Genomic DNA, 26,530 nt, shown 5'->3' on the forward strand with positions numbered 1-26,530 from the left:
ATGTTTGTTTCTAATTTGAAAGAGTGCTACGTTACGACGGTGACCCAGAGCTTGAACAGCGCCCAGCTCGCCTGCTGGCGCGCCTACATCGAGTCCAGCCAGCGACTGTTCAACCAGCTTGAGGACGAGCTACGCGCGGCGAGCGACCTGAACCTCGCCGACTACCAGGTGCTGGTCCTGCTCTCGGAATCCCCGGGCCAACGACTCCGGATGGGCGAGCTGGCCGGCCGCCTGGTCTTCTCACCGAGCCGGCTGACCTACCAGATCTCCGCGATGGAGAAACGTGGCCTGGTCACCCGGCAGCCGTGCCCGGACGACCGGCGTGGCAGCGAGGCCGTGCTCACCGCCGCCGGCCTGCTCACCCTCCAGCAGGCCGCCCCCCAGCACGCCGCATCGGTCCGACAACACCTGATGGACGACCTGAGCGAGGCCGAACTCGCCGCCCTGACCCGGGTCTTCGAACGGCTCGGCGAACGGCTCTCCCCCACCCGATCCTCCTCCACCCCCACCACCAGCTAGGAGTACGACGATGCCCGCGAGCCGGTGAGGTCGACGGCCACCAGGGACCCGGTTCGACCCACACGCCGATCACCATCACCCACGTCACCGTCCAGCCCGGCGCGAGCGTCGACCTGCCCTGGCGCTCCGACTTCAACGCCCTCGTCTACGTACTCGGCGGACGCGGCACGGTCGGCACCGAGCGCCGGCCGGTGCAGACCGGTCAGCTCGCGGTGCACGGTCCCGGTGAGGCGCTTCGCTTCGGCGCGGACGCGGCACAGGACTCGCACACCCCGGCGCTCGACCTGTACATCATGGGTGGTCAGCCGATCCGTGAGCCGGTCGCGCAGTACGGCCCGTTCGTGATGAACACCCGCGGCGAACTGGCCAAGGCGTTCGAGGACTACCAGGCCGGCCGCCTCGGCGTGATCCCCGCCGCCCGCCTGCCGCACACCAACTGAACCAACCCGCCCACCCCGATTGCGTTAGGAAGGGCCCCTAGTACTACCGGAAGCGATAACAAGGGGCCCTTCCTTCGCCCTCAGGCGGAGACGGCGAAGATTCCCGCCACACCGAGCACCACCATCAACAGCACCGCAACCAGCGCTCCGCGTTCGCCTTCGACCGCCTGCTCGGGCTGGTCCGGCTGGCTGTCGACAACCTCGCTTGCCATGCTGTCCTCCCCTGTCCCTGTCTCGATCGGACGGTCTGGGCACGCCGGCGTACCGGGCTCACCGGGTCCTTGCGGATACGGGGGCGGTGCGCCGGCGTGCTACGGGTCGGCGCGAACCGCAGGGGTCCGGTCGATCCGTCGGCTGTCTTGCTGGCGGCCGGGAGGGGGCCCTCCAGGCACAGCGACGACAACCTGGGATCGGATTAGCCGTTCCGAGGGCATGGAAACCCGGACGAGGGACGAATTTCCCAGTTCTTCGTACGAGGCCACCCGAGGTGTGCAGGGCATGCCCGGTCTGTCCCCATAAGTACCCTGATGTCCAGTCTGATGAACAGTGGTGATGCCTGTGGTGGCGCCAATGGTGATGTCGGTGGGACACGTGACCTGGGAGAGCGCCGACGTTTACCGAATTTTCCGAATAGTTCATGTGTCAACTATCCGTCCTTGCCTCCATTTTGGACGCGCCGTAGCGTCGCGGCTACCCCACGTTCGCCGGTAACGGAGGCACCGCAAGTGACCGATCTCGTCGCGCCACAGCTTGTCGTGAACAGCCGGATGATCTACTTCGGCTGGTTGCCGGCGGACCCCGACGCGGTCGCGGCCCTGGTGCCGAAGGGGCTGAAGCCCGCCGCCAACCGGCAGGTCTTCATGAACCAGTACGTCGTCGACGACGCCGGCCAGACCTCCGGCTTCGGCGCCTACTCGCTCACCTACCTCGGACCCGACCTGGCCGACCTGGACGCCCCCGACGGCGTCACCCCGGGCCGCTGGTGGACCCACTACCTCAACTCCAGCCCGGTCGTGCGCGCGTACGCCGCCGAACGCGGCGCGCCAGCGAGCGTGGGCAGCACGACGATCGAGGTCAAGGGCCGGCGACTCGTCGCCACCACCGAGGCCGACGGCGTACCGGTGATCCGGACCACGGCCCGGGTCGGCCGGACCGGCGACGCGATCAACCGGGGCCAACTGCGCTACATCACCAAGGTCGGACGCAGGAAGGTCAGCGGGCTCTACCCCTTCGTGGCCGAGCCGGTCGACCCGTTCGAGATCGAGTCGCTGGAGTTCCTCGAACCGGAGCACTCGACCTACGCGCTCCGCCCGGCGAACCCACTGGAGATCACCTGGGGTTTCTACTCCCCCCGGTCATCGTTCGCGTACCCGGGCGGCGAGGGCACACTGCGCTGACCGCCCCGCTCAGGCGGGGCCGGTCGGCGGCAGCGGCCCACGCCACGGTGTGTCCGCCGACCGTCCCGAGGCCGCCGAGCGCTCGACCTGTCGTCGCTGCGCCGGTGGCAACAGATCCCACCAGCGCTGCCGCAACGTCGCCAACTCCGCCGGTGCGACCCGACCGGGCAGCCGCAACCGGGCCAGCCCACCGTCGGGAAAGACGTCCAGCCGGACGTCGGTCGCCGGACGCACCTCGGGCAGCGGAAACCGGTGCCGGGTGTCGGGCTGCAGCCGGACCCGGGGCAGCAGCTCGAACCAGGCCCGCTCGTCGGCGGGATCGGCCGACCGGGCGTCGATCCCGCGCAGGGACGCGGCGGCGGGCGCATTGCCCTTGAAATGACTCGTGTCGAGCTCGACCAGACGCACCCGGCCGGGTGCCACGAGGCGGACACGTACCCAGTCGTTGCCCGAATCCCGGCGCCGGGCGGTCTCCCACCCCTCCCCCATCACCCGGGCCAGACCGGGGGCGACGAGCTGGTGCGGAGAACCGTAGAACCGGTTGCTGCAATCGGTCACCCGGCCGCCGTACTCCAGCGCCGCGAGGTCGACCGAGCCGTCGGGGAAGAGCCGAGGATCCGGTACGACGGTCCCGTGCACCCGCAACCGGGCCACCCCGCCGTCCGGGTGGATGGTGAGCCGCACATGGGTGAACCGCCTCGGATCACGTACGGGGAACGGGTTCGCGGTGTCGCCGTGCACCGCCGAACGCGGCACGATCGAAATCCAGTCGGCGGCGGCCAACTCCTCCGCACCCGGGTAACCCTCCAGTCCGCACGCCTGCACGGAGACGTACGGCGGGAAGTTGCCGGTGAAGAAGGAGGTGTCCACCACCACCCCGGAGATCACACCGGCCGCGCCGAGCCGGACCACCGCATGATCGGAACCGGGTTCCCGGCGGCGTCGGGTCTCCCAGCCGTCGTACACCTGGCCCTTGGCGCCGAAGGTCTGCGCGGTGAACGTCGGCGGACCGGTGTTGACCAGGTTGTCCCGGGCGGCGAAGAACTCGTCGTTGGCGTCGACCACCGATCCGCCGAGCAGTCGGGAGGCGAGGTCGGGCAGCTCGGTGAAGTCGGCCATCAGGCCGGGCCCCGGCGCAGGAACCGTCCCCGGGGCGGCTCGCCCGGCCGAACCGGGTCGCCGCGCAGCCAGGTCGCGCGCACCTCACCGAAGAGCTTGCGCCCCGCGTACGGGGTGATCGGGTGACGGTGCCGGAGCAGCCCCGGCTCGACCGTGAACCGGCCCTCCGGTGCGAACGCCACCAGGTCGGCGTCGGCTCCGGGCTCGATCCGGCCCTTCGCCGGCAGTCCGGCGATCTGCGCCGGCCGCTGCGCCATCCACCGGACCACGTCGGCCAGGCTGTGCCCACGGGCACGGGCTTCGGTCCAGATCACCGGAAGACCCAGTTGTAACGACGCGACCCCACCCCAGGCGGCGGCGAAGTCGCCCCGGTCGAAGTTCTTCAACGCCGGTGGGCAGGGCGAGTGGTCGGAGACGACACAGTCGACGAGCCCGTCGGCCAACCCGGCCCAGAGCGCGTCCCGGTTCCCGGCGTCCCGGATCGGCGGGCAGCACTTGAACTCGGTCCCCCCGTCGGGCACCTCCTCCGAGGTCAGCGCCAGGTAGTGCGGGCAGGTCTCGACCGTCACCCGGACCCCGCCCCGGCGCGCCTGCGCGATCAGGGGCAGCACCTGGGCGCTGCTCAGGTGCAGGATGTGCACCCGCGCCCCGGTCCGCCGCGCGGCGGCGAGCACCGTGGCGACCGCCCGGGTCTCGGCCTCCGGCGGGCGTGAGGCGACGAAGTCCGCGTACCGCCCCGAGGTCGGCGCCGGTAGGAGCGACGCCGGGTCCTCGGCGTGCACCACGAAGAGAGCGTCCACTGTCTCCAGTGCCTGGCCGAACCCGACCGGGTCCAGCGGCGGGAACTCCGGCACCCCGGAGTCGGCCAGGAAGACCTTGAAGCCGAGCACCCCGGCGGCGTGCAACGCGGGCAGGTCGGCCAGGTTGCCCGGCACCGCACCGCCCCAGAAACCGACGTCGACGTGGCACCGGCCGGCGGCGGACCGACGCTTGGCGCGCAGCGCGTCCGCGGTGACGGTCGGCGGCAACGAGTTGAGCGGCATGTCCACGATGCTGGTGACACCACCGGCCAGGGCAGCCCGGGTGGCGGTGGGAAAACCCTCCCAGTCGGTGCGGCCCGGCTCGTTCACGTGCACGTGGGTGTCGACCAGGCCGGGCAGCAGGGCCAGTTCACCGAGGTCGTCCCCGGCCACCGCGTGGTAGTCCTGCACCGCGACGATCCGCCCGTCGCGCAGGCAGACCGCCGCCGGGCGCTCCCCCTGCGGCGTCACCACCCGACGCGAGCGCAGCACCAGGTCGTAGCCACCGTCGTCCCGCTCACCACTCATGCCCTCACCTTCCCGCTGGTCGTACCGCTGCGGCCTACAGCGCCGCCAGTTCGGACCGGTCGAAACCGGCCTCGTCGGGGTCGAGCGCGCCGCAGTCCAGTCCACGCAGCAGGAACCCGGCCAGTGCCCGCGCCGTCGCCGGCTCGTCCAGCACCCCGGTCGAACGCCGCTCCAGGTACGCCCGCAGCCGTCCGGCCGCCGCGACCCTGCCCTCACGGAAGAAGCCGTACGTGGCCGCGTACCGGGTCGGCAACTGCGCCGGGTGCATGTCCCAGCCCTGGTACAGGCCCTGTTCCAGGGATCGACGGACGAGTGCGGCGTGCAGCTCCCAGGCTGCCCGAACCTCGGCCGGGGTGCCGACCGGCAGCACGTTGGTGGAGCCGTCGGAGAGACGTACCCCGGTGCCGGCGGCGACCACCTGCATCACCGCCTTGGCGAAGTCCGCCACCGGGTGCGCCATGCTCTGCTGGGCCGCCGCGACCCCGATCGCCGCGCTGTAGTCGTAGGTGCCGTAGTGCAGTGCGGTGCAGCGCCCCTGAGCCGCCCCGATCATGCGGGCGACGGTGGCGGTGCCGTCCGCGCCGAGTACGGCCGGCGGTGTCTCCACCTGCACCTCGAACCGCAACCCGTGGGCGGGCAGCCCGTACGCCGCCTCCAGCCGCTCGCAGAGCAGGACCATCGCCTCCACCTGCACGGGGCTGCTCACCTTCGGCAGGGTCACCACGAAACCGTCCGGTGGTGTCCCGCCCAGCGCCTCCAGGAAGATGTCCAGGGTGCGTACGGCACGGCGGCGGGTCGGCCCCTCCAAGCTCTTGATCCGCAGTCCGGAGAAGGGCAGCGGGTCGGCCTTGCGCAACGCCGTCGCCGCCGAGCGCGCCACCGTGTCCTCGACCTCGTCGGTGGGCGTGCCGTAGCCGTCCTCGAAGTCGATCCGCAGGTCCTCGATCGGTTCGCGGTCGAGTTTGCGCACCACGCGTTCGTGCAGCTCGGGGCGGTACGGCGCCGGTGGGTGCGCCGCCAGCGCGGCGATGGCGGCGGCGCCCCACTCGCGTACCACCCCGGGGTGCATCCGGTTGGCCGGCAGGTAGACGGTGTGCACCGGCTGCCGGCCCTGTGCCGGCCCCGGATAGCGTCGGGTCAGCTCCGCGTCGACCGGCCCGAGCCGGGTGTCCAACTCGGCGTGGACCGCTGGGTCGAGACGGCTCATCGCCCCGGCCGTCCGTGCTGGTCGTGTCCGCGATCGTGGTGGGACATGGTCGGCAGCCTCCGTCCCGGGGTGACCCGGTGCAGTGGATCCTGAAGCCCACCGTAGCCGTTCGCGCCGGGCCAGTCAGCAGTCCCGAGCGTCATCCAGGTAAACCTTTCGATCAACGTGATCGACGCCGGCCCGGCGCGGAGCCCCGATGAGCAGGGCTGTGGCCGTTCCGGCGGTCACAAACCCGCGACCCTCGGCCCGAAATGCGCGACGATGACGGCATGTCGAACGAAGAAGCCGGCACGTACGTGAACCCCGGCGGGGAGTTCACCCGTGACCAGCGCTACATCGCCACCCGGATCACCGCCGACGGCCGGGACGGCTACCCGGTGGAGCCGGGCCGGTACCGTCTCGCGGTCGCCCGGGCCTGTCCGTGGGCAAGCCGGATGATCATCGTCCGCCGTCTGCTCGGGCTCGAAGACGTGCTGTCGATGGCCCTGGCCGGGCCGACGCACGACGTACGGAGCTGGACCTTCGACCTCGACCCCGGCGGCCGGGACCCGGTGCTCGGCATCGAACGGTTGCAGGACGCGTACTTCGCCCGCTTCCCCGGTTATGAGCGGGGCATCACCGTGCCGGCGATTGTCGACGTACCCACCGGTCAGGTGGTCACGAACGACTACACCCAGATGTCGCTGGACCTCTCCGTCGAGTGGGCCGCGTACCACCGGGCGGGTGCGCCCCGGCTCTACCCGGAGGAGCTGCGCGAGGAGATCGACGAGGTCAACCGGGTGGTGTTCAAGGACGTGAACAACGGCGTCTACCGCTGCGGTTTCGCCGGCTCGCAGGAGGCGTACGAGCGGGCGTACACGCGACTGTTCGACCGACTCGACTGGCTCTCCAACCGGCTCACGAACCAGCGTTACCTGGTCGGTGACACGATCACCGAAGCCGACGTGCGGCTCTTCACGACGCTGGTCCGGTTCGACGCCGTCTATCACGGCCACTTCAAGTGCAACCGGCAGAAGCTCACCGAGATGCCGGTGCTCTGGGCGTACGCCCGCGACCTGTTCCAGACCCCCGGCTTCGGCGACACCGTCGACTTCGACCAGGTCAAGCGCCACTACTACGTGGTGCACAAGGACATCAACCCGACCGGCATCGTTCCGTCCGGTCCGGAGCTGCGGAGCTGGCTCGACCCGCACGGTCGGGAAGCGCTCGGCGGTCGACCGTTCGGCGACGGCACCCCGCCCGGACCGGTTTCCGCCGAGGAGACCGTCCCGGTCGAGCACACCCCGTACGCCTAATTCCCGCTCCTCGCGGGTCCGGCTGCCGGTGGTCACCGCATCCACGGTGACCGCCGGCAGTCGGGGACGGTCAGCGGGCGGCGGCGGCCCGGTCCAGGTCGGCGCGGGTGAGCAGCGAGCGCAGCGCGATCCCGTCACGGGCCAGGGCCTCCGCGCCGCCCTCCTGCCGGTCGATGACGCAGAGCGCGTGCTCGATCTTCGCGCCGAGTTCGCGGAGCTGGCCGGTGGAGATGGCGATCTGACCGCCGGAGGTGACGACGTCCTCGACGATGAGCACCCGGGCACCGGCGACGTCGGCTCCCTCGGCCAGCCGGGCGGTGCCGTACTCCTTCGCGGTCTTGCGGACGAAAGCGCAGGGCAGTCCGGTGTGCCGACCGAGCGCGGTCACCACGGGGATGCCGCCGAGTTCCAGGCCGGCGAGCACCTCGGTGTCGGAGGGCACGAGCGCGGCCATCTCGGCGGCGAGGGCGTCGAGCAGGACCGGGTCGGCCTCGAACCGGTACTTGTCGAAGTATTCGTCGGCGACGCGGCCCGAGCGGAGCACGAACCTGCCGCTCAGGCGGGCGACGGCATCGACCCGCTGGGCAAGATCAAAGAGAGTCACAAGGGACCATCATGGCAGAGGCACCCTGTTCGCCACCGATGGTGGACCACGGGACGCCCCTTCCCCTGCTGGACCGAGGCCGGCTGATCCAGTCCAGCCGAAAGATCGAGTGACGTCGGGTCAGTAACCCAGGCTCAGGTTGTGCTGCTCAAGCGCGCTCTGGATGATGTCGAGCGCTTTCGGCCCCAAGCCGTGCAGCTTGGCCAGGTCGGCGCGCGGCACCCCGGCAAGGTCGCGCAGGGCCGTGTAACCGGCGTTGTTCAAGGCCCGCGTCGCTGGTGCACCGATCTTCGGCAGGGTGTCGAGGGAGGAATCCACGCTCTTCATCATGTCGCGTCCGACCCATGGCCGCACCGCTATCACGCGGCGCGCCGCGATCAGCGGGCGCGTGACGAGGCGTTCTGCACCGACGCCCGGCTGATCTTGCGGTGCGTTGACGTCCGTCTTCCCGGCGGCAGCCCCGTCCCCGCTCCGTGCGGACAGCCGGAAATGTGTTTCTCCGATTGCAGGCACTCCATAGGATCTCCGGTGATCAAGGAGGAAGACGCAGTGGGCGATTTCCAGCAGTTCGTGACGGATGTGACTATACGTCTGTCCGCGATGTCCAAGGACGAGTTGTACGTCGTCGGCGACGGTCTCGACCGGGACTCACTCTGGCTCACCTTTCTCGACTCCTTTCCCGCCGGCGCCAATCCCCGGTTCCGTGAACGGTCCGAGTACGACTGCTCGACCTGCCGCGGGTTCATCAAGAACTTCGGTAACGTCGTCGAGATCCACAACGGACAAATCCGCTCCGTCTGGTCCGGGGTGTCTGCATCCGACCCGGTCTTTTCCGTCGTCGCCGCCACAATGGACGACTTCGTCGGCACGCTGCCGTTGTCCACCATCTTCCGGTCCACCGAGGCGCAGTACGGGACAAGGATGACCCGGACGCTGCGCGACGGCCAGGTCGAGGTGTGGCACCACCTGCACGGCCGGGTGGAGAAGCGGCATCGCATCAAAGACGTCGGCGCGGCACGGGGCGCCTTCGACGCTGCGGTGCAGGTGTTCCAGCGTGGCCTGGCCGAGTTGACCCAGCACGCTCTGGACACCGTCGTCGACCTCATCGACGACAACGCCCTCTACCGCGGCGCGGAGCATCGTCGGGCGGTGACCGAGTTCCGGTCACTGCAGAACCGGTGGACGAAGGCGACCGACAGACGGGCCTTCATTTTCGCCAACGCCATGAGTCCGGCGGCCCGCTTCCGCAACACGGTGATCGGCACCCTCGTCCAGGATCTCTCCACGGGAGTCGACCTGGAGCAGGCGGTCCGGTCGTTCGAGACGAAGGTGGCACCGCAGAATTACCAGCGCCCCACGGCGTTGATCACCCCGGCCATGGTCAAGGCTGCCATGAAGACCATCGACGAGTTGGGCATCGAGGAGTCGTTGCAGCGACGGTTCGCCCGGCTGTCCGACGTGTCGGTCACCAACGTGCTATGGGTCGACAACGACACACAGTCGCGCATGAAGGACGGCATCGAAGGGCTGCTCATGCAGGCGGCCACCATGAGGTCGGCAGGTGCGCGCCTTCGTGACGCGAAGCCGGAGGAGACTCCCGTGGTCACCTTCATGAAAGACATCCTGCCTGGCGCCGCGACCATCGACCTGTGGGTCGCCAACAGCCACGAACCGCACTTCGTCAGTCTCACCATTGGCCAACACCCGGCCGCCCCGCGGCTGTTCACCTGGGACAACGATTTCGGCTGGTCCTACAACGGCAACGTCACCGACTCGATCAAGGAGAAGGTCAAGCGGGCCGGCGGCAACGTCACCGGCAAGCTGCGGGTGAGCCTGTCCTGGTTCAACCACGACGACCTCGACCTGCACGTGTTCGAACCCAACGGCGACCACATCTGGTACAAGGACAAGCGCAACAAGCTGGACGTCGACATGAACGCGGGCGGGACGTTCTCGCGCGAGCCGGTGGAGAACGTCACCTGGACCGACAACGTCCCCGACGGCGAGTACCGGATCGAGGTGAACCAGTTCCACAAGCGGGACAGCACCGAGGTCGGCTTCGTGATCGAGACCGAGAGCAACGGGAAAATCGAGCACTACAGCCACGAGCGGGCGGTCGGCCACAAGGAGACCGTCGAGGTGGGCCGGATGACGATCGCCAACGAGGTGATCACCGCGTTCCGGCCGGGTAAGGACATGCAGCCGGGTAGCGCAGGCAAGAACCTGTGGGGAATCACCACCGAACAGTTCGTGCCGGTGTCCACCATTATGTACTCGCCGAACTACTTCGACGACGGTGAGGTCGGCAACCGCCACTACCTCTTCATCCTGAAAGGGTGCGTGAACGACCAGCCGACCCGGGGAATCTACAACGAGTTCCTCCGCGGCGACCTGCAACCGCACCGCAAGGTGTTCGAGGTTCTCGGCGACCGCACCAAGTGCGAGCCGTCCCCGGATCAGCTGTCTGGCCTCGGCTTCAGCTCCACGGTCCGCAGCTCTGCGGTCGCCAAGGTGACCATGACCGACGGCCGGCGCCACCTCATCAGTATCCAGTTCTGATTTCCTACCCAGAAAGTATGAGAGAGGCCATCGTGACCATTTTTGAAAAGGCCACGCGGGGGAAATTCCGCTACCCGTCGGCCAAGGGACTGCTGACCACGGAACAGCTATGGGAGCTTCCGCTGACCGCCAAGTCCGGCTTCAGCCTCGATGACGTGGCCAAGGCGGTCAACGCCGAACTCAAGGCCATCGACACCGAGTCGTTCGTGGCCACCGAGACCAATCCGGCTAAGGCAACCTTGGAGACCAAGTTGGAGGTCGTCAAGCACGTCATCGCCATCCGCCTCTCGGAGGACCAGGCGGCAAAGGCAGCAGCAGCCAAGAAGCTGGAGAAGGAAAAGCTGCTGGCAGTCCTGGGCCGCAAGCAGGACGCGGTCCTGGAAAACCTGACCGAGGCAGAGCTGCTGGCCCGAATCAACAACCTGTAGCCCGCTGACAATCAGCGTCTGCCAGCAGGCCCGCACACCGCCGAGAAGTACGGTCGCCATGCAAGGCTTGCGCGACCAGGCCGGCTCCCACGGCCACTTCTCGGCGAACTCACATCAGTACGACAGCGAGCGCGCGACGCCCTCTCACCGGCTACGAGCGCGCGTTCGACCACTGGACGATGGCGTACGGAGAGTGATGGGTCGTCGGTGGACAGCGCGGATCGCGGCGTGAGCGTGCACCCGATCTTGCGGCCAACGTTACCGAATCGCGGCAGATGTGCGCTTCTCGCGAGGGGCGGTTGCCTTCATGAGCGGAGCCGAGAATGGATACCTGGTTGCGGCGCGTCACCAGCTTCTGTCAAGATCCGTTCGTTTCGGTCGAATGTCGGGGTAGCAGTCGACACTGGGCCACGAGCGCAAGGGCATCGACGTGAGTGTGTCTGAGTCTGCTGACCCGGCAGTACCGAGGGTGCGTCCCCACCTCGCGCGCACTGTAGGTCTCGCTCGCCATGTGCTGTTGGACTTTGACGGCGTAATGTTCGACGTACAGGCGGCCATGGGTCCCGAGGCCCGGGAGCGCGCGGTCATTGAGTTGTTGGCGAATCGGGAACACCGGCCCCGGCCCTTGACGTTCGGATGGTTCGGGATCCACCAGGCGCTGTTGTACCTCGCCGAGTGCGAACCCGATCACGCCATTGAGGCGGAAGCACTCGTGTCTGATCTGGAATTGGATGCGGCACTCACCGCCCGCCCGGCGCGGAGCCTGGATCAACTGTTCGCTGCGTGTGCTGCCGCCGAGCGCAAGGTGGCCGTGATCAGCGACCTTTCCGAGTACGCCGTGCTGGCTGCGCTCCGAGCGCATGGCTTGGAGGCGCCCGTCGCCGCCGTCGCCGCTCGACAAGGTCTCGACCTGTCCGCATTTGACGCCGCGAGCACCGCGCAAAGGGCGGCCCTGCTGCTCGGCGTGCCGCTTGCGACCTGCCTAATCGTGAGCGGTCAGTTCAGACGGCTCTACGCTACCCGGCAGGCCGGTGCTGTTGGACTCGGCTGCGAATGCGGGCGCGACCCACGCAAACACCTGGCCGACGACCAAACCCCTGTCGTTTCGAATCTTGCAACCCTGAGCCACGCATTACTCGCCCGATAGCTCAGACTGCCCCAAGCCCTCTTCACCTGAACTCCGTCGTAACAGAGATGGCTATGCTCCTCGCCGTGACCTTGACCTCGCCGGTGCCACCGTTGGAGCTTCGGAGTTTGTTTCCCGGCATCGAGGCGTTCGGTAGGACAGCGACGCGGATGCACCCGCGGCCAGGGACACCGGGTCTATCTGACAGCCATGTCGGAGGCATGCTGCTGTGGCCGACCGGTGAGCCGTGGCCGATGTGTCGAGCATCCCATCCTGTGCCGACCGAGACCCAGGTCCCGCCGCAATCCACCGCTGCGCTGCAAGCGCCGGGCGCCGAGGTACATGAGGTTCCTGGGGGAACGGATTCCTGGTTTCGGCGGGATCAGGACCACGGGGCCGGCACGGTACTGATGGGTTCCGAGGCCGCGACGGAGCCGATCCCGCGTCCGCTGGCGCCGGTGGCGCAACTGCGTGCGGCCGATGTTCCGGATCTACACTGCCCCATCGATACGGACCTGTTGCAGGTGCTGTGGTGCCCCAACAGGCACCACGTTGACGCTTCGACGGGGCCGCTGGTGCAGTTGAGATGGCGTGCGTCGTCAACGGTCGTCGACGCGTTGCCCGCGGCGCCGGTCCCGGCCGTACGCGAGGAGCAGTACCTGCTACGTCCGTGTGTGCTGCATCCCGAACAGGTCACGGAGTATCCCTGGTGGCAAGAGCTACCCGCGGAGCTCGGGCTCCAAGTCCGCGACTTCGACGACAACTGTCGCCTGGGCGAGGACAGCTACTTCTCCGTTTCCCAGGCACCCGGGTGGAAAGTCGGCGGCTACGCGACCTGGGAACTCACCGACCTCCTTCCGATGAACTGCCCACACTGTCACAAGGCGATGAGCCTCCTTCTCACGGTTAGCTCGACCGAGTCGCCAGGCAACAGTGTCTGGCTACCCGTTGAGAACTCTCATCTCCAGCCATCGCGAACCAACCCGGAATGGATGGCCGCCTACGAACCCACCGGCGTTTCCGTAGGCCGTCATGGGAGGTTGCAAATCTTCATATGCATGACCTGCCCCGACACACCGATTCGTCAGAACATCCAGTAACCGACTCGGCGTCCGCTCATCGACACGAGCGTGCGCTCGGCAACTGGACGATGACGTACGGAATGTGACGGGGTGTCGGTGCCCAACGCACCAGCTCGGCGGCTACAGAAGAGTGAGCGCGGCGGCACCGATCCGAAGCACGGTGACCTTGCCCGATCGAGGGCGGGGCGGTAGCCGGGCTGGCTGCCGTCGTCACTCGCCCTGCTGCCGACTGCCCGGCGTACGGGACGGGTCGTGGCCCACTCCATAGCCGGCGTGAATCTCCACCGCGCTCACTCCTAGCGCGTCGAGACCGCGGTTGAGCTCGCGGTACGCCCTGAACTCCGCCGTTACGTACTGCTCGCCCTCGACTGCGGTCGAGGGAGCCCAGCCGCTGCGGCCCAGCGCTGTCATCGCTGTCTGCATGGCCACCCATGGGCGGTGTCCGGTGACGCCGACCAGCGCATACACCCGGGTGAACGACACCGGCGGACTGACCTCGACAGGGCCGGGGCCGTCACAGGTCCGCCTGCCGACCCGTTGGGCGAGTGTTGTGGCCACCTCAACGGCACGGTCCGCATCGCTGGCCAACACGTCGACCACAAGCGCCACGCGTGCCGTTGCTTGTTCTCGTATCAAGGCCTGCAGTTCGGTGGGGAGCTCCTCCGCCTCGGCCTCGGTCGCAACGCCGCCATCGGTATTCGCTTCGGTGTCCTCCGGCGGGGCGGCATCGATGTCACCGGCGGCGTCGACGTCGAGCCAGTATCCGGTGTTGCGGAAATGAGCGGCCGCCTCGCGCCAGGCGAGATGGGCCGGCTCGGTGCCGCCGCCGGACACCGGCGGGGCCAGCTCACTGCCGGACAGGAACCCCCGTACGAAGTACCGGGTCTGCTCGGAGCAGTCGCCGATTTCCCCCTTCGACACCTGGGTACGGATGCCGCGCTCTGCGCAATAGGCGAACATGCGTCCGGCGAACGTGTGCGGGTTGCCGTCGAGGAGGTAGTGCCGTCCGCATCGCTCGGTGTCGAACCACAGATTGGGATCGACGTCCGGCGGCAACGGCGGACGAGCAGGCAAGGACATTCCACAATAGTAGGAGCGCGTGTGCCAGAACGGCCGACAGCCCGGACGGGATTCAGCGGTAAGCCTGCTCACAGCGGCTGCACGGCCTGGTCTCCCAGGCAACCGCACGCTCCCTCGCCAACGGCGCCGGCTTCCTGGCAAAGATCGGTACTCAGGCTTCGACCTACAGAACCGCATCAGCCTGAGTCCACTGCGCAACTCGAACCGGCAGCGAAGGTCGCGCCGACGCCCTCATCGACACGAGCGTGCGCTCGGCAACTGGACGATGACGTACGGAGAGTGACGGGATGTCGGTGTCCAGCGCCGTACGCCCCCGCGTGCCCCGCCGGAACCGACTCCGGCTCCGGGCCAGGAAGCCGGCCACGAGCCTTCGGTTTCCAGCGATGCGCTGGGTCGGTTCCCGTACGCACGCAGGAGCAGTGCCCCGCCCTGCAATGACGGAGCAGGACACTGCTTGTTGCGCCTACCGGACGAGCTTGTGAAGCCTGTGCCGCTACCACCAGACCGGTCAGAGCCATGGTGACAACGACGCAGGCGATTCCCCGCGCAGTGCTAGTCCTGCTTCGCCTGGTCGACGAAGCCACGCCACGCGTCCGGCGTGAAGGCCAACACCGGGCCGGACGGATCCTTGCTGTCGCGGACGGCCACTACCCCGGGCAGGTTGTCGGCCACCTCGACGCAGCCCCCGCCTCCCGTGTTGCTCCTGGTGGACTTCCGCCACCGAGCCCTACTGAGGTCCATGCTGGCTCTCAATCTCCTTGATCAGGGCGATCGATTGATCTTCGGGAAGGGCGATGCCCCGCACGCCTTCCCACCTCGCCAAAAGCGTAGCCACTCCCTCCTCGGCGGCGACCGGCGATCCGCCGAGTTGGTGGTCCAGGTGGCCGACCCACGTCCCGTCCGCAAGCATCACCAGCATGAGCGGTCCGGACAGCCCGATATGCAGGCCGGCGGTCAACGGCACGATGTTGAGATGGACGTGCGGCAGTTCGGCCATGCGCAGCAGGTAGGCGAGTTGCTCTCCCATGATCGCGTCGCGGCGGCGCAACGCCGACTCGTCAATGACGGCGATGACCTGGGGCGGGCGCTCGCGTCTGAGGATCTCCTGCCGCTCCAACCGGGCGGATACCCGCTGTTCAACCTCAGACTCCGGGCGGACGTCATCCATGCGCAGCACCGCGCGGGCGTAGTTCTCGGTCTGGAGCAGGCCGGGGATCAGCATCGGCTCGAAGAATCGGAGCTGCCTTCCGTTGCGCTCGGCCTCCAGGTAGGGCTTGAACCAGGTCGGCTCGCCGTCGTCCTGCGCTGACCTCAGCAGGGACTCGAACAGTCCGCCGGTATCCAGGATCTCGTCGGCCCGTTTGGCGTACGGCAAGTCGATCAAACGGGTGCCGGTCTCCACGGCAGACACGGTCGAGCCCGAGTAGTTCGCGCGCTTGCCGAATTCGTCCTGCGACATGTTGCGCAAGGCGCGCTGCCTGCGGAGCTGGTCGCGAACAAAGGCAAAGGGGTCTTCGCGTTCCATTGCGCCTCCAGAGAATCAACGATGATCGCCGAGCGCCATCAGGGGTCAGGCACGCTCGTCCAGACCCGCACCTGGACCTGCGCGAACGTCTTTCGAGCCTAGCTGTGTCGATACAAGACTGTCATTCGACGGTCCCGCTCGAATCCACATCCCTCGAATGTCGCCCGCATCCACAAGGACGGGCGGGACTGCGCGGGGTCACTGCGGAACTCCCTACCGGAGTGACCCCGCTTCCCACTCATCAAGGAGCTGGCATGTTCGTCTACCTGGCCTGGATCGACTGGATCTTCAGGTTGCCCCCGGCGACGGCCGCGCCGCCTCCCCCACCCCCGCCGCTCCCGGTCAGGGCCAACCAGCTCGGGTGGCGTCCCTGTCGTCCCCATCCCGGAAGGAATCAACGGCGATGACGATCCTCCAGATTGGGCACGTGCTCCATCTCCAACCGGCGGACTACGAGTGGGAGGGCTACGAGCGGGGCGGCAAGCCCAAGCAGCCGTTGCGCATGAGGGTCACCCACGTACCCGATCGCCTTGCCCTGTTCGTCGCTGAGTGGATCAGCCTGAATGGAGTTGCGATCCTGGACGACGGCACTGACGGCGAGAAGCTGGAGCTGGCGGTGCACCACCGGGCAATGCCCGACCATCCCCGGCTCGACCTCGCCACACCGCACTTCATGGCGCCGCTCAGGCACCTGGACAGCCGATGACCGGCGGCCTGATCGTCCCCGAGTTGGCCGAACACACGCCGCTCCGGCCGCTCTGGATCTGCCGTGTCGACGCCTGCCCCTGGCCGTGCCCGGACGCCCGGCTCAACCTGCTCGCCTCCTACTACCCCCATCGCAGGCTGGAGCTGTACCTCTACCTCGGCGCCCAGTTCATCTCGGGCTTGGCCGACCTTGACTCGATCGTCGTGGACCTGGGCGAGCGGCCCGACCCGCACGGCCTGCACTCACGCATCCTCGGCTGGGTCGCCGCGCACGACACCAAACGAAGGCAGCGCCGCCGTTCGATTTAAATAAAGGAATAGTACGTATTCCCTCTCTGCCAGCACCCTGCCGCCCCAATGAATGCCACCCCTGCTCGGATCTGAAGTCATTGAATACCATCGATGTATACTTACGAAAAGGATCCCAACGTGACCGCCCTGACGAAACCCTTGCGCCGCCTCTTGGTGGCAACACTGACCCTGGTGGCCGCACTCGCGGTCATCGTCCTCCCACAGTCCCCGGCTTCGGCCTGGGCGAGGATCCCCGGCGGGTGCGAGTCCCCGACGACAGCGGTCAAGTGGTCCGACCAAACGGGCGGGGGCAACTACGGCTCCCCCGCTCACGCGGCCATCGCGTCGTGGGAGGCCACCAGTACCCCGCTCAGTTTTCAACTGGTTGGGGATGGCACGCATCACCTGGCGGTGAACAAAACAAACTTCGGTGCCGACGACGAATACGCCGGCATCATCTACACCTCGGTTGGAACTCGCCTCCCGACGTGCAGTGGCACCGGTGCGCCGTGGCCGGTCAAAATCACCGCGTTCCTGAATACGGCGTACACGGACGGCTACCCGGCTCAGGGGAAGCAATCCGTCTACGCACACGAGATCGGACACTTCCTCGGCCTCGGTCACACGGGGGTTGGTCCGTGTGTCAGTTACCCACTGATGCTCAGCGGCTACGCGACTCGATACGGATCGTGCGGCATCTACGCACCGAGGAGCGACGATATCAACGGAATTAACGGTATCTACTGACGAGATTGTCTGAACGGATGCAATCAATCCGCTTGAGCTGAAAGGCTGACTTCATGAGGCAACGAACAAGCAGAATCGCACTCGCGATAGCTGGGGTGTTGGCTTTCGCTGGGACGGTCGGGTGTAGCTCCGGGGACACGACCCCGAGCCAGCCCACGACGACCACCGCCGGGGGCGAGTTGCACGCGGACCGGACGAAGGACTGGACGCGCGCCGAGATCCGCGACAAGGCGGCGGCGGTGGTCCGGGTGCGGGCCACCAGCAGCAGGGAGGACCGAGTATGGGCGGAGGACCTGAACCCGGATACCGCGATTCCCGCGACCGTCACGACAGTTGCTGTTATCGACACCTACAAGGGCGAAGCGCCTTCGACGCTACCGATCAAGCAGATCGGCACCTCGAAGGCGACGAGTGAGGACTTCTCCCCACTGCTGGAGGTCGACAAGGAGTACCTGCTGTGGGTGTTCCCCCGGAGCATGTGGCCAGGTGAGGCCGGCGAGCAGACGTGGGCGATTGCGGGTGGACAAGGCATCTACCGGCTGGCAGTAAGCGCTGATGCTGTGCCTCGGTATGTGTACGCCGGTCCTGGCACGGCGCCGCTGGGCCAGGAGTTGGCGACGGCTGACGTCGAGTCGGGGGCGTTCCTGAGATAGCGCCACGAGACGCCCCTCCCCCTGTCGGTCGACACCCGCAGGGGCGTGGCGACCGCAGAGCGCACCCCCGCGCGCTCGTAGGCGGAAGCCAGCGCCCGATCAAGGGGGCGGGGAAGCGGGAGGGGAGCGGTAACGGGCCGCTCCCCTCCTTGCTGGTCAGGCGTTGACTGGTTCAGCTCCGGAGGAACGTCAGCAGGTCGGCGTTGACCTGATCCTGGAGCGTGGCGGTCATGCCGTGCGGCGCACCCGGGTAGTAGATCTCCTGTGCGCCCCGGATGAGCTTGGCCGACTTCGGCGCCGCGTCCTTGACCGGCACGATCTGGTCATCCTCGCCGTGCATGACGAGAGTCGGTACGTCGAACTTCTTCAGATCCTCGGTGAAGTCCGTCTCGGAGAACGCCTTGATGCTCTCGTACGCGTTCTTGAGCCCCGACTGCATGCTCCAGAGCCAGAACTGGTCCAGTATCCCCTGGGAGACCTTGGCACCCTTGCGGTTGGCGCCGTAGAACATCAGGGCCAGATCCTTGTAGAACTGCGACCGGTCCTTGACGAGACCGGCACGCAGTTCGTCGAAGACGCTGATCGGCAACCCCTCCGGGTTCGCCTCCGTCTGGAGCATCAGCGGAGGCACAGCGGAGATCAACACCGCCTTCGCGACCCGACCGGTGCCGTGCCGACCGATGTAACGGGCCACCTCCCCGCCCCCGGTGGAGTGGCCGACGAGGGCGGCGTCGCGGAGGTCGAGGGTCTCGATCACGGCGGCGAGGTCGTCCGCGTACCCGTCCATGTCGTTGCCGGCGGACGCCTGGCTCGACCGCCCGTGACCGCGTCTGTCGTGGGCGACGACCCGGAACCCGTTCTGGACCAGGAAGAGCATCTGGCCGTCCCACGCGTCCGCGCTGAGCGGCCAGCCGTGCGAGAGGGTGACGACCGGACCCGTACCCCAGTCCTTGTAGTAGATCTCGGTGCCGTCTTTCGCGGTGATGGTGCTCATGGTCGCCATTCCTCTGCGGGCAAGGTTCGCGAGTCTCGGCGGAGGTCCGTCCCCGGACACGCCGGCCTACCTGACTCTAGAGGGCTCCGACCACCTCTGACCTGCACTTCCCCGATCGTGGAGCCGCCCGACGAGACCGGGGGTGCCGCGACCAGCGGCACCCCCGGGCCTTCAGTCCCGCCAGTAGTAGTGGGCGTTGGTGTCGTCAAACCGCCCACCGCTACGGCAACAACGGCCGAAACCGGCGCCCGGAACCGCACGGGCATGGATCCCTGCCGCCTAGTTTCTCGACCAGTTCCTTGTCGACACCGACGACCCGGTGCCCCCGTTTGACCTGCGACTCGCTAGAGGAAACCCCCTGCGGCGCTTACTGGTCGACTCAAAAGGACGCCTCGGCGTCATAGTCGTGGCTCATGGTGATCGCCTCCTCGCTCGTCGGACAGGCAGTCGAACGCTAGCCCTCCACAGCAGGCGGGTCGAACCCTTTTTCCACCCCATGCCACGGCGTACGGCCACCCCGTACCACGGCCAGAACCTGAGCCCTCGGCCGGGCGCCCCCGGAGCGCCGCTCTGACACCCGGCCGCCGTCGCGCGCCGCTTCAGTTGAGGGGTGCGATCAGCAGTGGGGTCGCGCGGAGGTCGTCCAGCGTTCGCGGCAACCCGGCCAGCGCGCAGAGCACGCGCATGTTGATGTGTATGTCCTCGTCGGCGTCGAACCTACCCGCCGCGTCGATCGCCGCGCGCACCTCGGCCGGCAGGTCCCCGTCGGGCTCGGCCAGTTCGAACGAATCCAGGACGACCTCGATGGTTCCGTCGACCGCGTACGCGAAACCGGTCTGTCCGTTGATGGTGGTGTTGCTGGTCGCCGCGATTCCACCCTCGGTCGACAGCGTCTGTGCGGCGAGCGGCGGCGGGCGCTCGGGAAGGTGGAACGAGAACAGCGTGTAGCCGAGATCGTCGTAGACGAAGGTCCAGTCGCCGGTGCGTCCGGCGATCAGCACAGCGGTGGGATCCGCAGGCCCGATGGCCGCCCGGGGGATTGTCGAGCTGTCGGGACGCTCGGTGGGCAGCACACACGGCTTGATTGCTTGCCGGTCGGCACCCAGCAGCACCAGCGCGTCCGCCGGGTCGAGATGACGGACGACGTGCACCAGGTGGTTCGGATCGGCGTGTTCCTGCCAACCGAGTTCGGCGATCCAGACCGGGCAGCCGAACTCGTCCAAATCTCCCGGCCCGAAGCCCTGTCCAGACACGATGTCCTCCCGGTGAATGTTGGCTCGCCGCCGTTGGCACCGGACGGCGTTCCGCAGGTTAGCAAACAGACTTATCCGCCCAGACGGGGTGTGCGAGGGCTTTCGCGGCGGTACCGGGTTGTGTTGGCGATTGTCGTCGTGGTGGCACTGGTGGTTGGGGCGGCCATCGCCAGCGCGGCGGTCACGTTCGGCTCCCGGGAGGCGCGACAACCGGCGACGCCCCGCACGTACGAGGTGCAGATCCGCCCCTGACGGCCGACGTCACGGCCGAGCAGAAGACCGCGGTGAGGTCGGCGTTGACCAGCATCTACCCGGCGGGTGGGGCGGTACGCCTCGAAACCCGCGCTACGGCCACTTCGCCGTCTGGAGCAAGGAAGGCATCTTCACCGAACTCCACTACGACCTCACCGGCCTCGTCCGCGACCACCACGCCCGCACGATCCACCCCACCGCATCCATCATGGACGGCCAGGGCGTAAGACCTCTACCAACGTGCCCCTGTCCGCACAGGGCACTGAGCCATTCCGAGCAAGCTCCGTGGTCAGCTCCGCATCGCGCTGAGGTGCGAGGTACGGAGGCGGCGGATGCACGGCGATCGCCGTGGCCCGAGCACCGCGCGTGGGCGTGGGGTCGGGTCGGACCTCGACACCGACCCCGGAAACGGCGGTCAGTTGTTGTGGCCGCTCAGGTCGCGGTGCACGGCGTCCTCGGCGTCGGTCGAGACGCTCAGCTCGCGCCAACGGTCAATCTCGGCGATCTTGGCTTCGTCGGCGGCGCGGATGAGTTGCACGGCGTCCGAGCCCAGCGGCAGCCGCAGCGGCGGCTCCGGCATCCGCGCGACCTGCAGGATGACGTTGGCGCCCTTGGTCGGGTCACCGTTGAGCGGTCCGCCTTCCTTCAGGTGCGAGATCATGTAGCCCACCGTGGAGCGGTAGTCCTCGCCGGGCTCGATGGTGGCCATCGACGAGCCGGCCCAGTCGGTGCGGAAGCCGCCGGGCTCGATGATCGTGACCCGTACACCGAAGGGCTTCACCTCGGCGGCGAGGGCTTCCGAGAAACCTTCCACCCCGAACTTCGACGTGCCGTACGCGGCCAACCCGTAGCCGGGCGCCCGTCGTCCGCCGATGGTGGAGAACTGGATGAAGTGCCCCGAACGCTGTTTGCGGAACACGGGGATCGCGGCCCGGGTCACGTTGATCACGCCGAACAGGTTCGTCTCGATCTGCGCCCGGAACACGTCCGCTGGCGTCTCCTCGATCGAGCCGAGGGTGCCATACCCCGCGTTGTTGACCACGACGTCGACGCGACCGAAGGCGTCGACGGCGGCCTGGACGGCGGCCTTCGCGGCGTCGTCGTCCGTGACGTCCAGGGCGACGCCGATGACCCGGCCCTGCCCCTTCTCGACGAGGTCGGCGACGTCGTTCGCCCGCCGGGCGGTCGCGACGAGCAGGTCGCCGCTGGCGATGACCGCCTCGGCGAGCGAGCGGCCGAGGCCGCGGGAGGAACCAGTGATGAGCCAGACCTTCTCGGACATGAGTGGTGGTGCCTTTCGTGGAGGTTGTGCGGCAGGGCCGCAAGGTGAGGAATGCGCGGGGTGCGTCAGGCGAGGAAGCCGCCGTCGACCGCGAGGTGGGCCCCCGTGACGTACGACGCGTCGTCGCTGAGTAGGAAGGCGACCGCGGTCGCGATCTCCCGAGGGGTGCCGAGGCGCTTGGCGGGGATGGTGGAGGCGATGTGCTCGACCTCGCCTTTGCCGGCGTCGAGCATGGGTGTGTCGATCACGCCCGGTTGCAGCTCGTTGATCCGGATGTTGCGGGCGGCCCAGTCGCGCGCCGCCGAGCGGGTCAGACCCCGCGCGCCATGCTTGCTTGCCGAGTACGCGGCTCGCTGTGGCAGCCCCCGGTCGGCGAACACGCTTGAGACGTTGACGACCGCACCGCCTCCGCACGCGGCGATCGCCGGCAGTTCGGCCTTCATGGAGTAGTACAGCGACGACAGGTTGGCCGTGAGCGTGCTGTCCCAGACGTCGAGGGGCAGGTTCGGCAGGTCATGGTTCTCGCTGGAGACGCCAGCGTTGTTGACGGCGTGGTGCAGCCCGCCGAACCGGTCGACGGTCACCTGCACCGCGCGCCGCAGCGCCTCGGGGTCGGTGACGTCGGTGGGCAGTACGAGCGCCTCGCCGCCGTTCGCGCCGATGCCGTCGGCCACCGCCCGCAGCGGTGCCTCCCGGCGCCCGAGCAACGCGACCTTGGCACCGCGTTGGGCGAGCAGTTCGGCGATGGCCGCGCCCATTCCGGTGCCGGCACCGGTGACCAGGGCCACGTTGCCGGCGAAAGCGAACTCTCCCATTGCTCCATCTTCCTGCGTCATGGTGACTGTTTGAGGGTAATGACCGAATCATGGTCAATTAATGACCAGTCAGTCACTGTCTGAACCGTACTCCGGCGGGCCGGGCATCGTCCACTGACCGGTCAGTCACCGGTAGGCTGGGGGGATGAACAGCTCACGGATCAGCCGCGACAAGCTCCTCGGGGCCGCCGCCGAGGAATTCGGCGAGCGAGGCATCGCTGGAGCGCGCGTGGAACGCATTGCGGCACAGGCCGGGGTGAGCAAGGGGCTGGTCTACACCCACTTCGGCAGCAAGGACGAGCTGTTCGACGCGGTCTTCGCGGACTACGTGCTCGAGACCATGCGGAGGGTCCCCTTCACCGCGGCCGATCTTCCGGAGTACGCCGGACGCCTGCACGACTGGTACCTGGCCAACCCCGCCGCCGCGCGCCTGTCCCGCTGGTACTCGCTGGAACGGGGGAACGACGCGCAACTGGAAACGGTCAGCACGTCCAGCGCGGCCAAGGTGGAGGCGATCACCACCGCTCAGGAGCAGGGCCAGGTCAACCTTCGCCTGGACGCCCCGACCATGCTGCTCGCCGTCCTGACCTTGGCGTCCATGTGGGCGGTGAAGCCACCCGAGATCACCATGCTCGCCGACCGCACCCGGGGGGCCGCAGTGCGCCGACGGGCGGTGGTCGAGGCGGTACGCGCCCTGACGGCGCCCTGAAGCCTTGAATTAGCATGATAATGACTAAATGGCCCGGTGCCTGTTGACGACTCGACGGTCAGCGGTAGGTGCCGGTCGGGACACGCCGCCGTCAACGACCACCTCGCGGAAGTAGCGGACCCATTCCGGTCGAGTGCCGTCGGCGTCGGTGAAGCCGTACGCCTGGGCCAGCTCGCTCCCCGGACGGATGGCCGACGCAGGCAAGAAGATCGTCGACCGCAAATGCGGCATCACCACCGACACCCTCGGCCCACTCCTCGCCGTCGTCGTCACCGCCGCCAGCGTCAGCGACAACGCGATCGGCATCGACCTGCTCGACCAGGCCACCACTGCCTACCCCACCCTGACCAAGACCTGGCGCCCCCACCCCGCCGCCAAGAGGCAGCGGCGTCGGCGCCGAGGTAACGGTTCGCCGCCAGGCACTCCACAGGGGCCGTGACATGATTGGCGGCATGGGACAGCAGCAGGACGTCAACGGATCTGACCGTCACAGTGGGTCAGGCACCACCACCGGTGGGAGCGTCGACGCGCGGCTCGCCCTCGCGAACAACCCCGCGACACCGCAGATGAAGCTCTACGACCTGGCCTCCGACCCGTCGCCGCTGGTCCGCAAGGCGGTCGCGGGGCGGACCGACGCACCCGCGCAGGCACTGCGCCCGCTGGCCCGAGACCATGATCGTCACGTCCGCGAGGAAGTCGCGCGGAACCCGTCGACCTCCGTCGGCAATCTCGTGCGCCTGGTGAAGGACGCCGACCGGTGGGTCCGCTGGGCCGTCGCCGGCAACCCGGCCTGCGACGAGTCGGTCCGCCAGATCATGGCGAAGGCACCGGACAAGGAACTGCGTGGTCTCCTCGCGGAGGTCCGCACCCTGGAACCGGAACTCGCCGCCCTCCTCGTCGACGACGTGTCACCCGAGGTACGCGAACGACTCGCCACCCACACCCACGATCCCGACGTGATCATCGCCCTGCTGGCCGATCGCACCGTACGGGTGCGCAAGGGGCTCGCACGCAACGCGCGGATTACGGCCGAGCAGCGCGCCAAGCTCGCCCGGGACCCGGCGGTCGACGTCCGCGCGACACTCGTACGCACCCTCGAACTGGACGAGGCCGACCTGGAATCGCTGGTCAACGACCGTTCCGAGCAGGTCCGGCTGGCGATGGCGACATCGGAGCTCATCCCGTCGCACATCCGGCAGGCCCTTGAGGAGGACGCCGACGAGTCGGTGGCCACCGCGGCACGCGACTACGGCCGGAAGCCCGCCGCCTCCCCGACGGTACGCACCCCGCGCGTCGGTCACCGGCGCCCCGGGACCGGCTCCGCAGGATCGACGACGGCGAGCCGGGCGGCCCGCAGCCGGAGGTAGTGCTGCTCGGGCAGGCTGGTGGTCCGGCCGGCCGCCGCACGGTAGTTCTCCACCGCGCCGGGCCGGTCGCCGAGCATCTCGTACAGGTGCGCGCGGGCCGCGAAGAGGCGGTGGTTTCCCGACATGCGCGGGTCGCTGTCGAGCGCCGCGAGCGCGTCGAGGCCGGCGGCCGGGCCGTGCACCATCGCGGTGGCAACGGCCCGGTTGAGGGAGACGACGGGGCTGGCGGAGTGCTGTTCCAACACCCCGTACAGGGCGAGGATCTGTGGCCAGTCGGTCTCCTCGGCGGTCGGGGCCTCGTCGTGCAGGGCCGCGATGGCGGCCTGGATCTGGTACGGGCCGACCGGGCCGACCGGCAGCGTCCTGGTGATCAGGTCCACCCCCTCGGCGATGGCCGCCGCGTCCCAACGGCTGCGATCCTGCTCGGCCAGGGAGATCAGCTCGCCGTCCGGCCCGGTACGTGCCGGGCTGCGGGCCTCGGTGAGGATCATCAACGCGAGTAACCCGGCGACCTCGCTGTCACCGGGGAGCAGGGCGTGCGCGGCCCGAGCCAACCGGATCGCCTCACCGGACAGCTCGACCCGTCGCAGCGCGGGACCGCCGCTGCTGGTGTGCCCCTCGTTGAAGATCAGGTAGAGGACGTGCAGCACCGCGTCGAGCCGACCGGACCGATCGTTCGCCTCCGGCATCCGGAACGGAATCCCGGAGGTCTTGATGCGCTGTTTGGCCCGACTGATCCGCTGCGCCATCGTCGCCTCCGGCACCATGAAGGCACGGGCGATCTCGGCCGTGGTCAGACCACCGACGGCGCGCAGGGTCAGCGAGATCGCCGAAGCCGGCGAGAGCGCGGGATGGCAGCAGAGGAAGAGCAGGACCAGCGTGTCGTCCCGGTCCGCCGCCACGTCGAGATCGGCGGCCGGGGCGGACCGCAGGTCGTCGGGCTCGCGTCGGGCCGCGAGATCCTCCCGAGCGCGCCGCGCCTGCTCGCTGCGCACCAACTCGATCATCCGGCGGTAACCGACCTGGATCAGCCAACCTCGCGGGTTGTCCGGCAGACCCTCCCTCGGCCACTGGGTCGCCGCAGCCAACAGTGCCTCCTGCACCGCGTCCTCTGCGGTGGCAAAATCGCCGAACCGGCGGGTGAGTACGCCGACGACCTGCGGCGCCAGCTCGCGCAGCAGGTCCTCGACGTGTCGAATATCGTTCAGGTGATCACATCTCCTGGCGCGGTCACATTTCCTGGCGCGGTCACATCTCCTGGCGCCGTCACATCTCCTGGCGCCGTCACATTTCCTGGCGCGGTCACATCTCCTGCGGCGGCGCGGACATGATCGGCCGTACCTCGATCGGCATGTTCAACGGGTGACCACCGGGGCCGGGCGCGGTCGACAGGTGCGCGGCGATCTCGACCGCCCGGTCGGAGGTCTCGCAGTCGACGATCCAGTAGCCGGCGAGGAACTCCTTCGTCTCGGCGAAGGGCCCCTCGGTGACGACGGGCGCCCCGCCGACGCCCGCCCGTACGATCCTGGCCTGGTCCGCGCCGGCCAGGCCCTGCCCGTCGACCATCTCCCCGTTGGCGGCGAGCTTGGCGTTCGAGTCCCGCATGAACCCGATGTGCGCCTGGATCTCCTCCGGGGTCCAGGTGTCGATCGACGGGAAGTCGGCCGTCGCGGCACTGAACTGCATCAGCAACATGTACTTCACGTTCTGCTCCTCGCAACCCGCGCCCATCACCGGCGCTCTCATGGTCAGG

At 68.2% G+C, this 26,530-nt stretch carries 28 protein-coding genes and 2 pseudogenes; 15 read left to right on the forward strand and 15 right to left on the reverse strand.

The annotated features are described in order from the left end of the window. The first annotated feature begins 39 nt into the window (after window positions 1-39). On the forward strand, window positions 40-519 hold the full coding sequence (locus tag ACIBF5_RS22840) for a MarR family winged helix-turn-helix transcriptional regulator (protein ID WP_396814762.1): 480 nt from the start codon (window positions 40-42) through the stop codon (window positions 517-519). 20 nt (window positions 520-539) lie between these two features. Then, window positions 540-959: pseudogene (locus ACIBF5_RS22845) on the forward strand (pirin-like C-terminal cupin domain-containing protein); the annotation flags it as partial. 80 nt (window positions 960-1,039) lie between these two features. Here ACIBF5_RS22845 and ACIBF5_RS22850 read toward each other — a convergent pair. After that, a complete protein-coding gene (locus ACIBF5_RS22850) occupies window positions 1,040-1,171 on the reverse strand; it encodes a hypothetical protein (protein WP_281278654.1) in 132 nt (43 codons plus the stop codon). Between the two features lie 513 nt (window positions 1,172-1,684). Between ACIBF5_RS22850 and ACIBF5_RS22855 the strand changes: the two genes are divergently transcribed. Beyond that, window positions 1,685-2,356 carry a hypothetical protein gene (locus tag ACIBF5_RS22855; RefSeq protein WP_396814764.1) on the forward strand — a complete coding sequence of 224 codons (672 nt, stop codon included), beginning with the start codon at window positions 1,685-1,687 and terminating at the stop codon, window positions 2,354-2,356. A gap of 9 nt (window positions 2,357-2,365) precedes the next feature. Here the strand turns inward: ACIBF5_RS22855 and alc are convergent, their stop codons facing one another. The 3 genes from alc to ACIBF5_RS22870 are packed head-to-tail and all read right to left on the reverse strand — an operon-like array spanning window position 2,366 to window position 6,010. Beyond that, window positions 2,366-3,475, reverse strand: a complete 1,110-nt coding sequence (alc, locus tag ACIBF5_RS22860) for an allantoicase (RefSeq protein ID WP_396814766.1) — start codon at window positions 3,473-3,475, stop codon at window positions 2,366-2,368. Beyond that, window positions 3,475-4,803 carry an allantoinase AllB gene (gene allB / locus ACIBF5_RS22865; protein ID WP_396814768.1) on the reverse strand — a complete coding sequence of 443 codons (1,329 nt, stop codon included), beginning with the start codon at window positions 4,801-4,803 and terminating at the stop codon, window positions 3,475-3,477. Before allB ends, alc begins: the two co-directional genes overlap by 1 nt. A gap of 34 nt (window positions 4,804-4,837) precedes the next feature. Continuing rightward, a complete protein-coding gene (locus tag ACIBF5_RS22870) occupies window positions 4,838-6,010 on the reverse strand; it encodes a DUF6986 family protein (protein ID WP_396814770.1) in 1,173 nt (390 codons plus the stop codon). 269 nt (window positions 6,011-6,279) lie between these two features. Here ACIBF5_RS22870 and ACIBF5_RS22875 point away from each other — a divergent pair, with 269 nt between their 5' ends. Beyond that, entirely contained in the window at window positions 6,280-7,305 is a 1,026-nt protein-coding gene (locus tag ACIBF5_RS22875) for a glutathione S-transferase family protein (protein WP_396814772.1), read from the forward strand. 70 nt (window positions 7,306-7,375) lie between these two features. Here ACIBF5_RS22875 and pyrE read toward each other — a convergent pair whose 3' ends face one another. Then, on the reverse strand, window positions 7,376-7,909 hold the full coding sequence (gene pyrE / locus ACIBF5_RS22880) for an orotate phosphoribosyltransferase (protein ID WP_396814774.1): 534 nt from the start codon (window positions 7,907-7,909) through the stop codon (window positions 7,376-7,378). Between the two features lie 549 nt (window positions 7,910-8,458). On the opposite strand from pyrE, the gene ACIBF5_RS22885 reads away from it, so the two are divergent. From ACIBF5_RS22885 to ACIBF5_RS22900, 4 genes are all read left to right on the forward strand, one after another. Then, window positions 8,459-10,468 carry a hypothetical protein gene (locus tag ACIBF5_RS22885; RefSeq protein ID WP_396814921.1) on the forward strand — a complete coding sequence of 670 codons (2,010 nt, stop codon included), beginning with the start codon at window positions 8,459-8,461 and terminating at the stop codon, window positions 10,466-10,468. Window positions 10,469-10,500: 32 nt separating this feature from the next. Then, window positions 10,501-10,896: a hypothetical protein gene (locus tag ACIBF5_RS22890; protein ID WP_396814923.1), complete on the forward strand. Its 396-nt coding sequence runs from the start codon at window positions 10,501-10,503 to the stop codon at window positions 10,894-10,896. A gap of 535 nt (window positions 10,897-11,431) precedes the next feature. Further along, complete coding sequence (locus ACIBF5_RS22895) at window positions 11,432-12,043, forward strand: hypothetical protein (RefSeq protein ID WP_396814776.1); 612 nt, start codon at window positions 11,432-11,434, stop codon at window positions 12,041-12,043. A gap of 254 nt (window positions 12,044-12,297) precedes the next feature. Beyond that, window positions 12,298-13,122, forward strand: coding sequence for a hypothetical protein (locus ACIBF5_RS22900; RefSeq protein ID WP_396814778.1), 825 nt, complete (start codon window positions 12,298-12,300; stop codon window positions 13,120-13,122). Between the two features lie 192 nt (window positions 13,123-13,314). Here ACIBF5_RS22900 and ACIBF5_RS22905 read toward each other — a convergent pair whose 3' ends face one another. From ACIBF5_RS22905 to ACIBF5_RS22915, 3 genes are all read right to left on the reverse strand, one after another. Beyond that, window positions 13,315-14,184 (reverse strand): hypothetical protein, encoded by an 870-nt coding sequence (locus ACIBF5_RS22905; RefSeq protein WP_396814780.1) that lies wholly within the window; start codon window positions 14,182-14,184, stop codon window positions 13,315-13,317. A 552-nt stretch (window positions 14,185-14,736) separates the two neighbouring features. Further along, window positions 14,737-14,925 (reverse strand): DUF397 domain-containing protein, encoded by a 189-nt coding sequence (locus tag ACIBF5_RS22910; RefSeq protein WP_396814782.1) that lies wholly within the window; start codon window positions 14,923-14,925, stop codon window positions 14,737-14,739. Next, window positions 14,912-15,709: a helix-turn-helix transcriptional regulator gene (locus ACIBF5_RS22915; protein WP_396814784.1), complete on the reverse strand. Its 798-nt coding sequence runs from the start codon at window positions 15,707-15,709 to the stop codon at window positions 14,912-14,914. Before ACIBF5_RS22915 ends, ACIBF5_RS22910 begins: the two co-directional genes overlap by 14 nt. A gap of 403 nt (window positions 15,710-16,112) precedes the next feature. On the opposite strand from ACIBF5_RS22915, the gene ACIBF5_RS22920 reads away from it, so the two are divergent. From ACIBF5_RS22920 to ACIBF5_RS22935, 4 genes are all read left to right on the forward strand, one after another. Continuing rightward, window positions 16,113-16,415 carry a hypothetical protein gene (locus ACIBF5_RS22920; protein WP_396814786.1) on the forward strand — a complete coding sequence of 101 codons (303 nt, stop codon included), beginning with the start codon at window positions 16,113-16,115 and terminating at the stop codon, window positions 16,413-16,415. Beyond that, on the forward strand, window positions 16,412-16,723 hold the full coding sequence (locus ACIBF5_RS22925; protein WP_396814788.1) for a hypothetical protein: 312 nt from the start codon (window positions 16,412-16,414) through the stop codon (window positions 16,721-16,723). Before ACIBF5_RS22920 ends, ACIBF5_RS22925 begins: the two co-directional genes overlap by 4 nt. A 120-nt stretch (window positions 16,724-16,843) precedes the next feature. Continuing rightward, complete coding sequence (locus ACIBF5_RS22930) at window positions 16,844-17,452, forward strand: matrixin family metalloprotease (protein ID WP_396814790.1); 609 nt, start codon at window positions 16,844-16,846, stop codon at window positions 17,450-17,452. 53 nt (window positions 17,453-17,505) lie between these two features. After that, window positions 17,506-18,105, forward strand: a complete 600-nt coding sequence (locus ACIBF5_RS22935; protein WP_396814792.1) for a hypothetical protein — start codon at window positions 17,506-17,508, stop codon at window positions 18,103-18,105. A 172-nt stretch (window positions 18,106-18,277) separates the two neighbouring features. On the opposite strand, the gene ACIBF5_RS22940 is transcribed toward ACIBF5_RS22935, so the two are convergent. The 5 genes from ACIBF5_RS22940 to ACIBF5_RS22960 all read right to left on the reverse strand — a co-directional run bounded on the left by ACIBF5_RS22940 (window position 18,278) and on the right by ACIBF5_RS22960 (window position 22,701). Further along, the gene (locus ACIBF5_RS22940) at window positions 18,278-19,099 is read right to left on the reverse strand and encodes an alpha/beta fold hydrolase (RefSeq protein ID WP_396814794.1); all 822 of its coding nucleotides are present in this window, start codon (window positions 19,097-19,099) and stop codon (window positions 18,278-18,280) included. 220 nt (window positions 19,100-19,319) lie between these two features. Further along, window positions 19,320-19,394, reverse strand: a complete 75-nt coding sequence (locus tag ACIBF5_RS22945) for an SEC-C metal-binding domain-containing protein (protein ID WP_396814925.1) — start codon at window positions 19,392-19,394, stop codon at window positions 19,320-19,322. 304 nt (window positions 19,395-19,698) lie between these two features. Then, entirely contained in the window at window positions 19,699-20,352 is a 654-nt protein-coding gene (locus ACIBF5_RS22950) for a hypothetical protein (protein WP_396814796.1), read from the reverse strand. Window positions 20,353-21,019: 667 nt separating this feature from the next. After that, on the reverse strand, window positions 21,020-21,886 hold the full coding sequence (locus tag ACIBF5_RS22955; RefSeq protein WP_396814798.1) for an oxidoreductase: 867 nt from the start codon (window positions 21,884-21,886) through the stop codon (window positions 21,020-21,022). A 65-nt stretch (window positions 21,887-21,951) separates the two neighbouring features. Continuing rightward, window positions 21,952-22,701, reverse strand: coding sequence for an SDR family NAD(P)-dependent oxidoreductase (locus ACIBF5_RS22960; RefSeq protein WP_396814800.1), 750 nt, complete (start codon window positions 22,699-22,701; stop codon window positions 21,952-21,954). Window positions 22,702-22,846: 145 nt separating this feature from the next. On the opposite strand from ACIBF5_RS22960, the gene ACIBF5_RS22965 reads away from it, so the two are divergent. The 3 genes and pseudogenes from ACIBF5_RS22965 to ACIBF5_RS22975 all read left to right on the forward strand — a co-directional run bounded on the left by ACIBF5_RS22965 (window position 22,847) and on the right by ACIBF5_RS22975 (window position 24,777). Then, window positions 22,847-23,410 carry a TetR family transcriptional regulator gene (locus tag ACIBF5_RS22965; RefSeq protein ID WP_396814802.1) on the forward strand — a complete coding sequence of 188 codons (564 nt, stop codon included), beginning with the start codon at window positions 22,847-22,849 and terminating at the stop codon, window positions 23,408-23,410. Between the two features lie 115 nt (window positions 23,411-23,525). Beyond that, window positions 23,526-23,768 (forward strand): annotated as a pseudogene (locus ACIBF5_RS22970) (transposase); the annotation flags it as partial. 94 nt (window positions 23,769-23,862) lie between these two features. Next, window positions 23,863-24,777, forward strand: a complete 915-nt coding sequence (locus tag ACIBF5_RS22975) for a hypothetical protein (RefSeq protein WP_396814804.1) — start codon at window positions 23,863-23,865, stop codon at window positions 24,775-24,777. Here the strand turns inward: ACIBF5_RS22975 and ACIBF5_RS22980 are convergent. Further along, the gene (locus ACIBF5_RS22980; protein ID WP_396814927.1) at window positions 24,708-25,985 is read right to left on the reverse strand and encodes an RNA polymerase sigma factor; all 1,278 of its coding nucleotides are present in this window, start codon (window positions 25,983-25,985) and stop codon (window positions 24,708-24,710) included. The two genes, ACIBF5_RS22975 and ACIBF5_RS22980, sit on opposite strands and share 70 nt — an antisense overlap. Before the next feature lie 94 nt (window positions 25,986-26,079). After that, on the reverse strand, window positions 26,080-26,472 hold the full coding sequence (locus tag ACIBF5_RS22985; RefSeq protein WP_396814929.1) for a YciI family protein: 393 nt from the start codon (window positions 26,470-26,472) through the stop codon (window positions 26,080-26,082). Between the last annotated feature and the right edge of the window lie 58 nt (window positions 26,473-26,530).

The organism is Micromonospora sp. NPDC050417, from assembly GCF_044458865.1.
Classification (GTDB): domain Bacteria; phylum Actinomycetota; class Actinomycetes; order Mycobacteriales; family Micromonosporaceae; genus Micromonospora_G.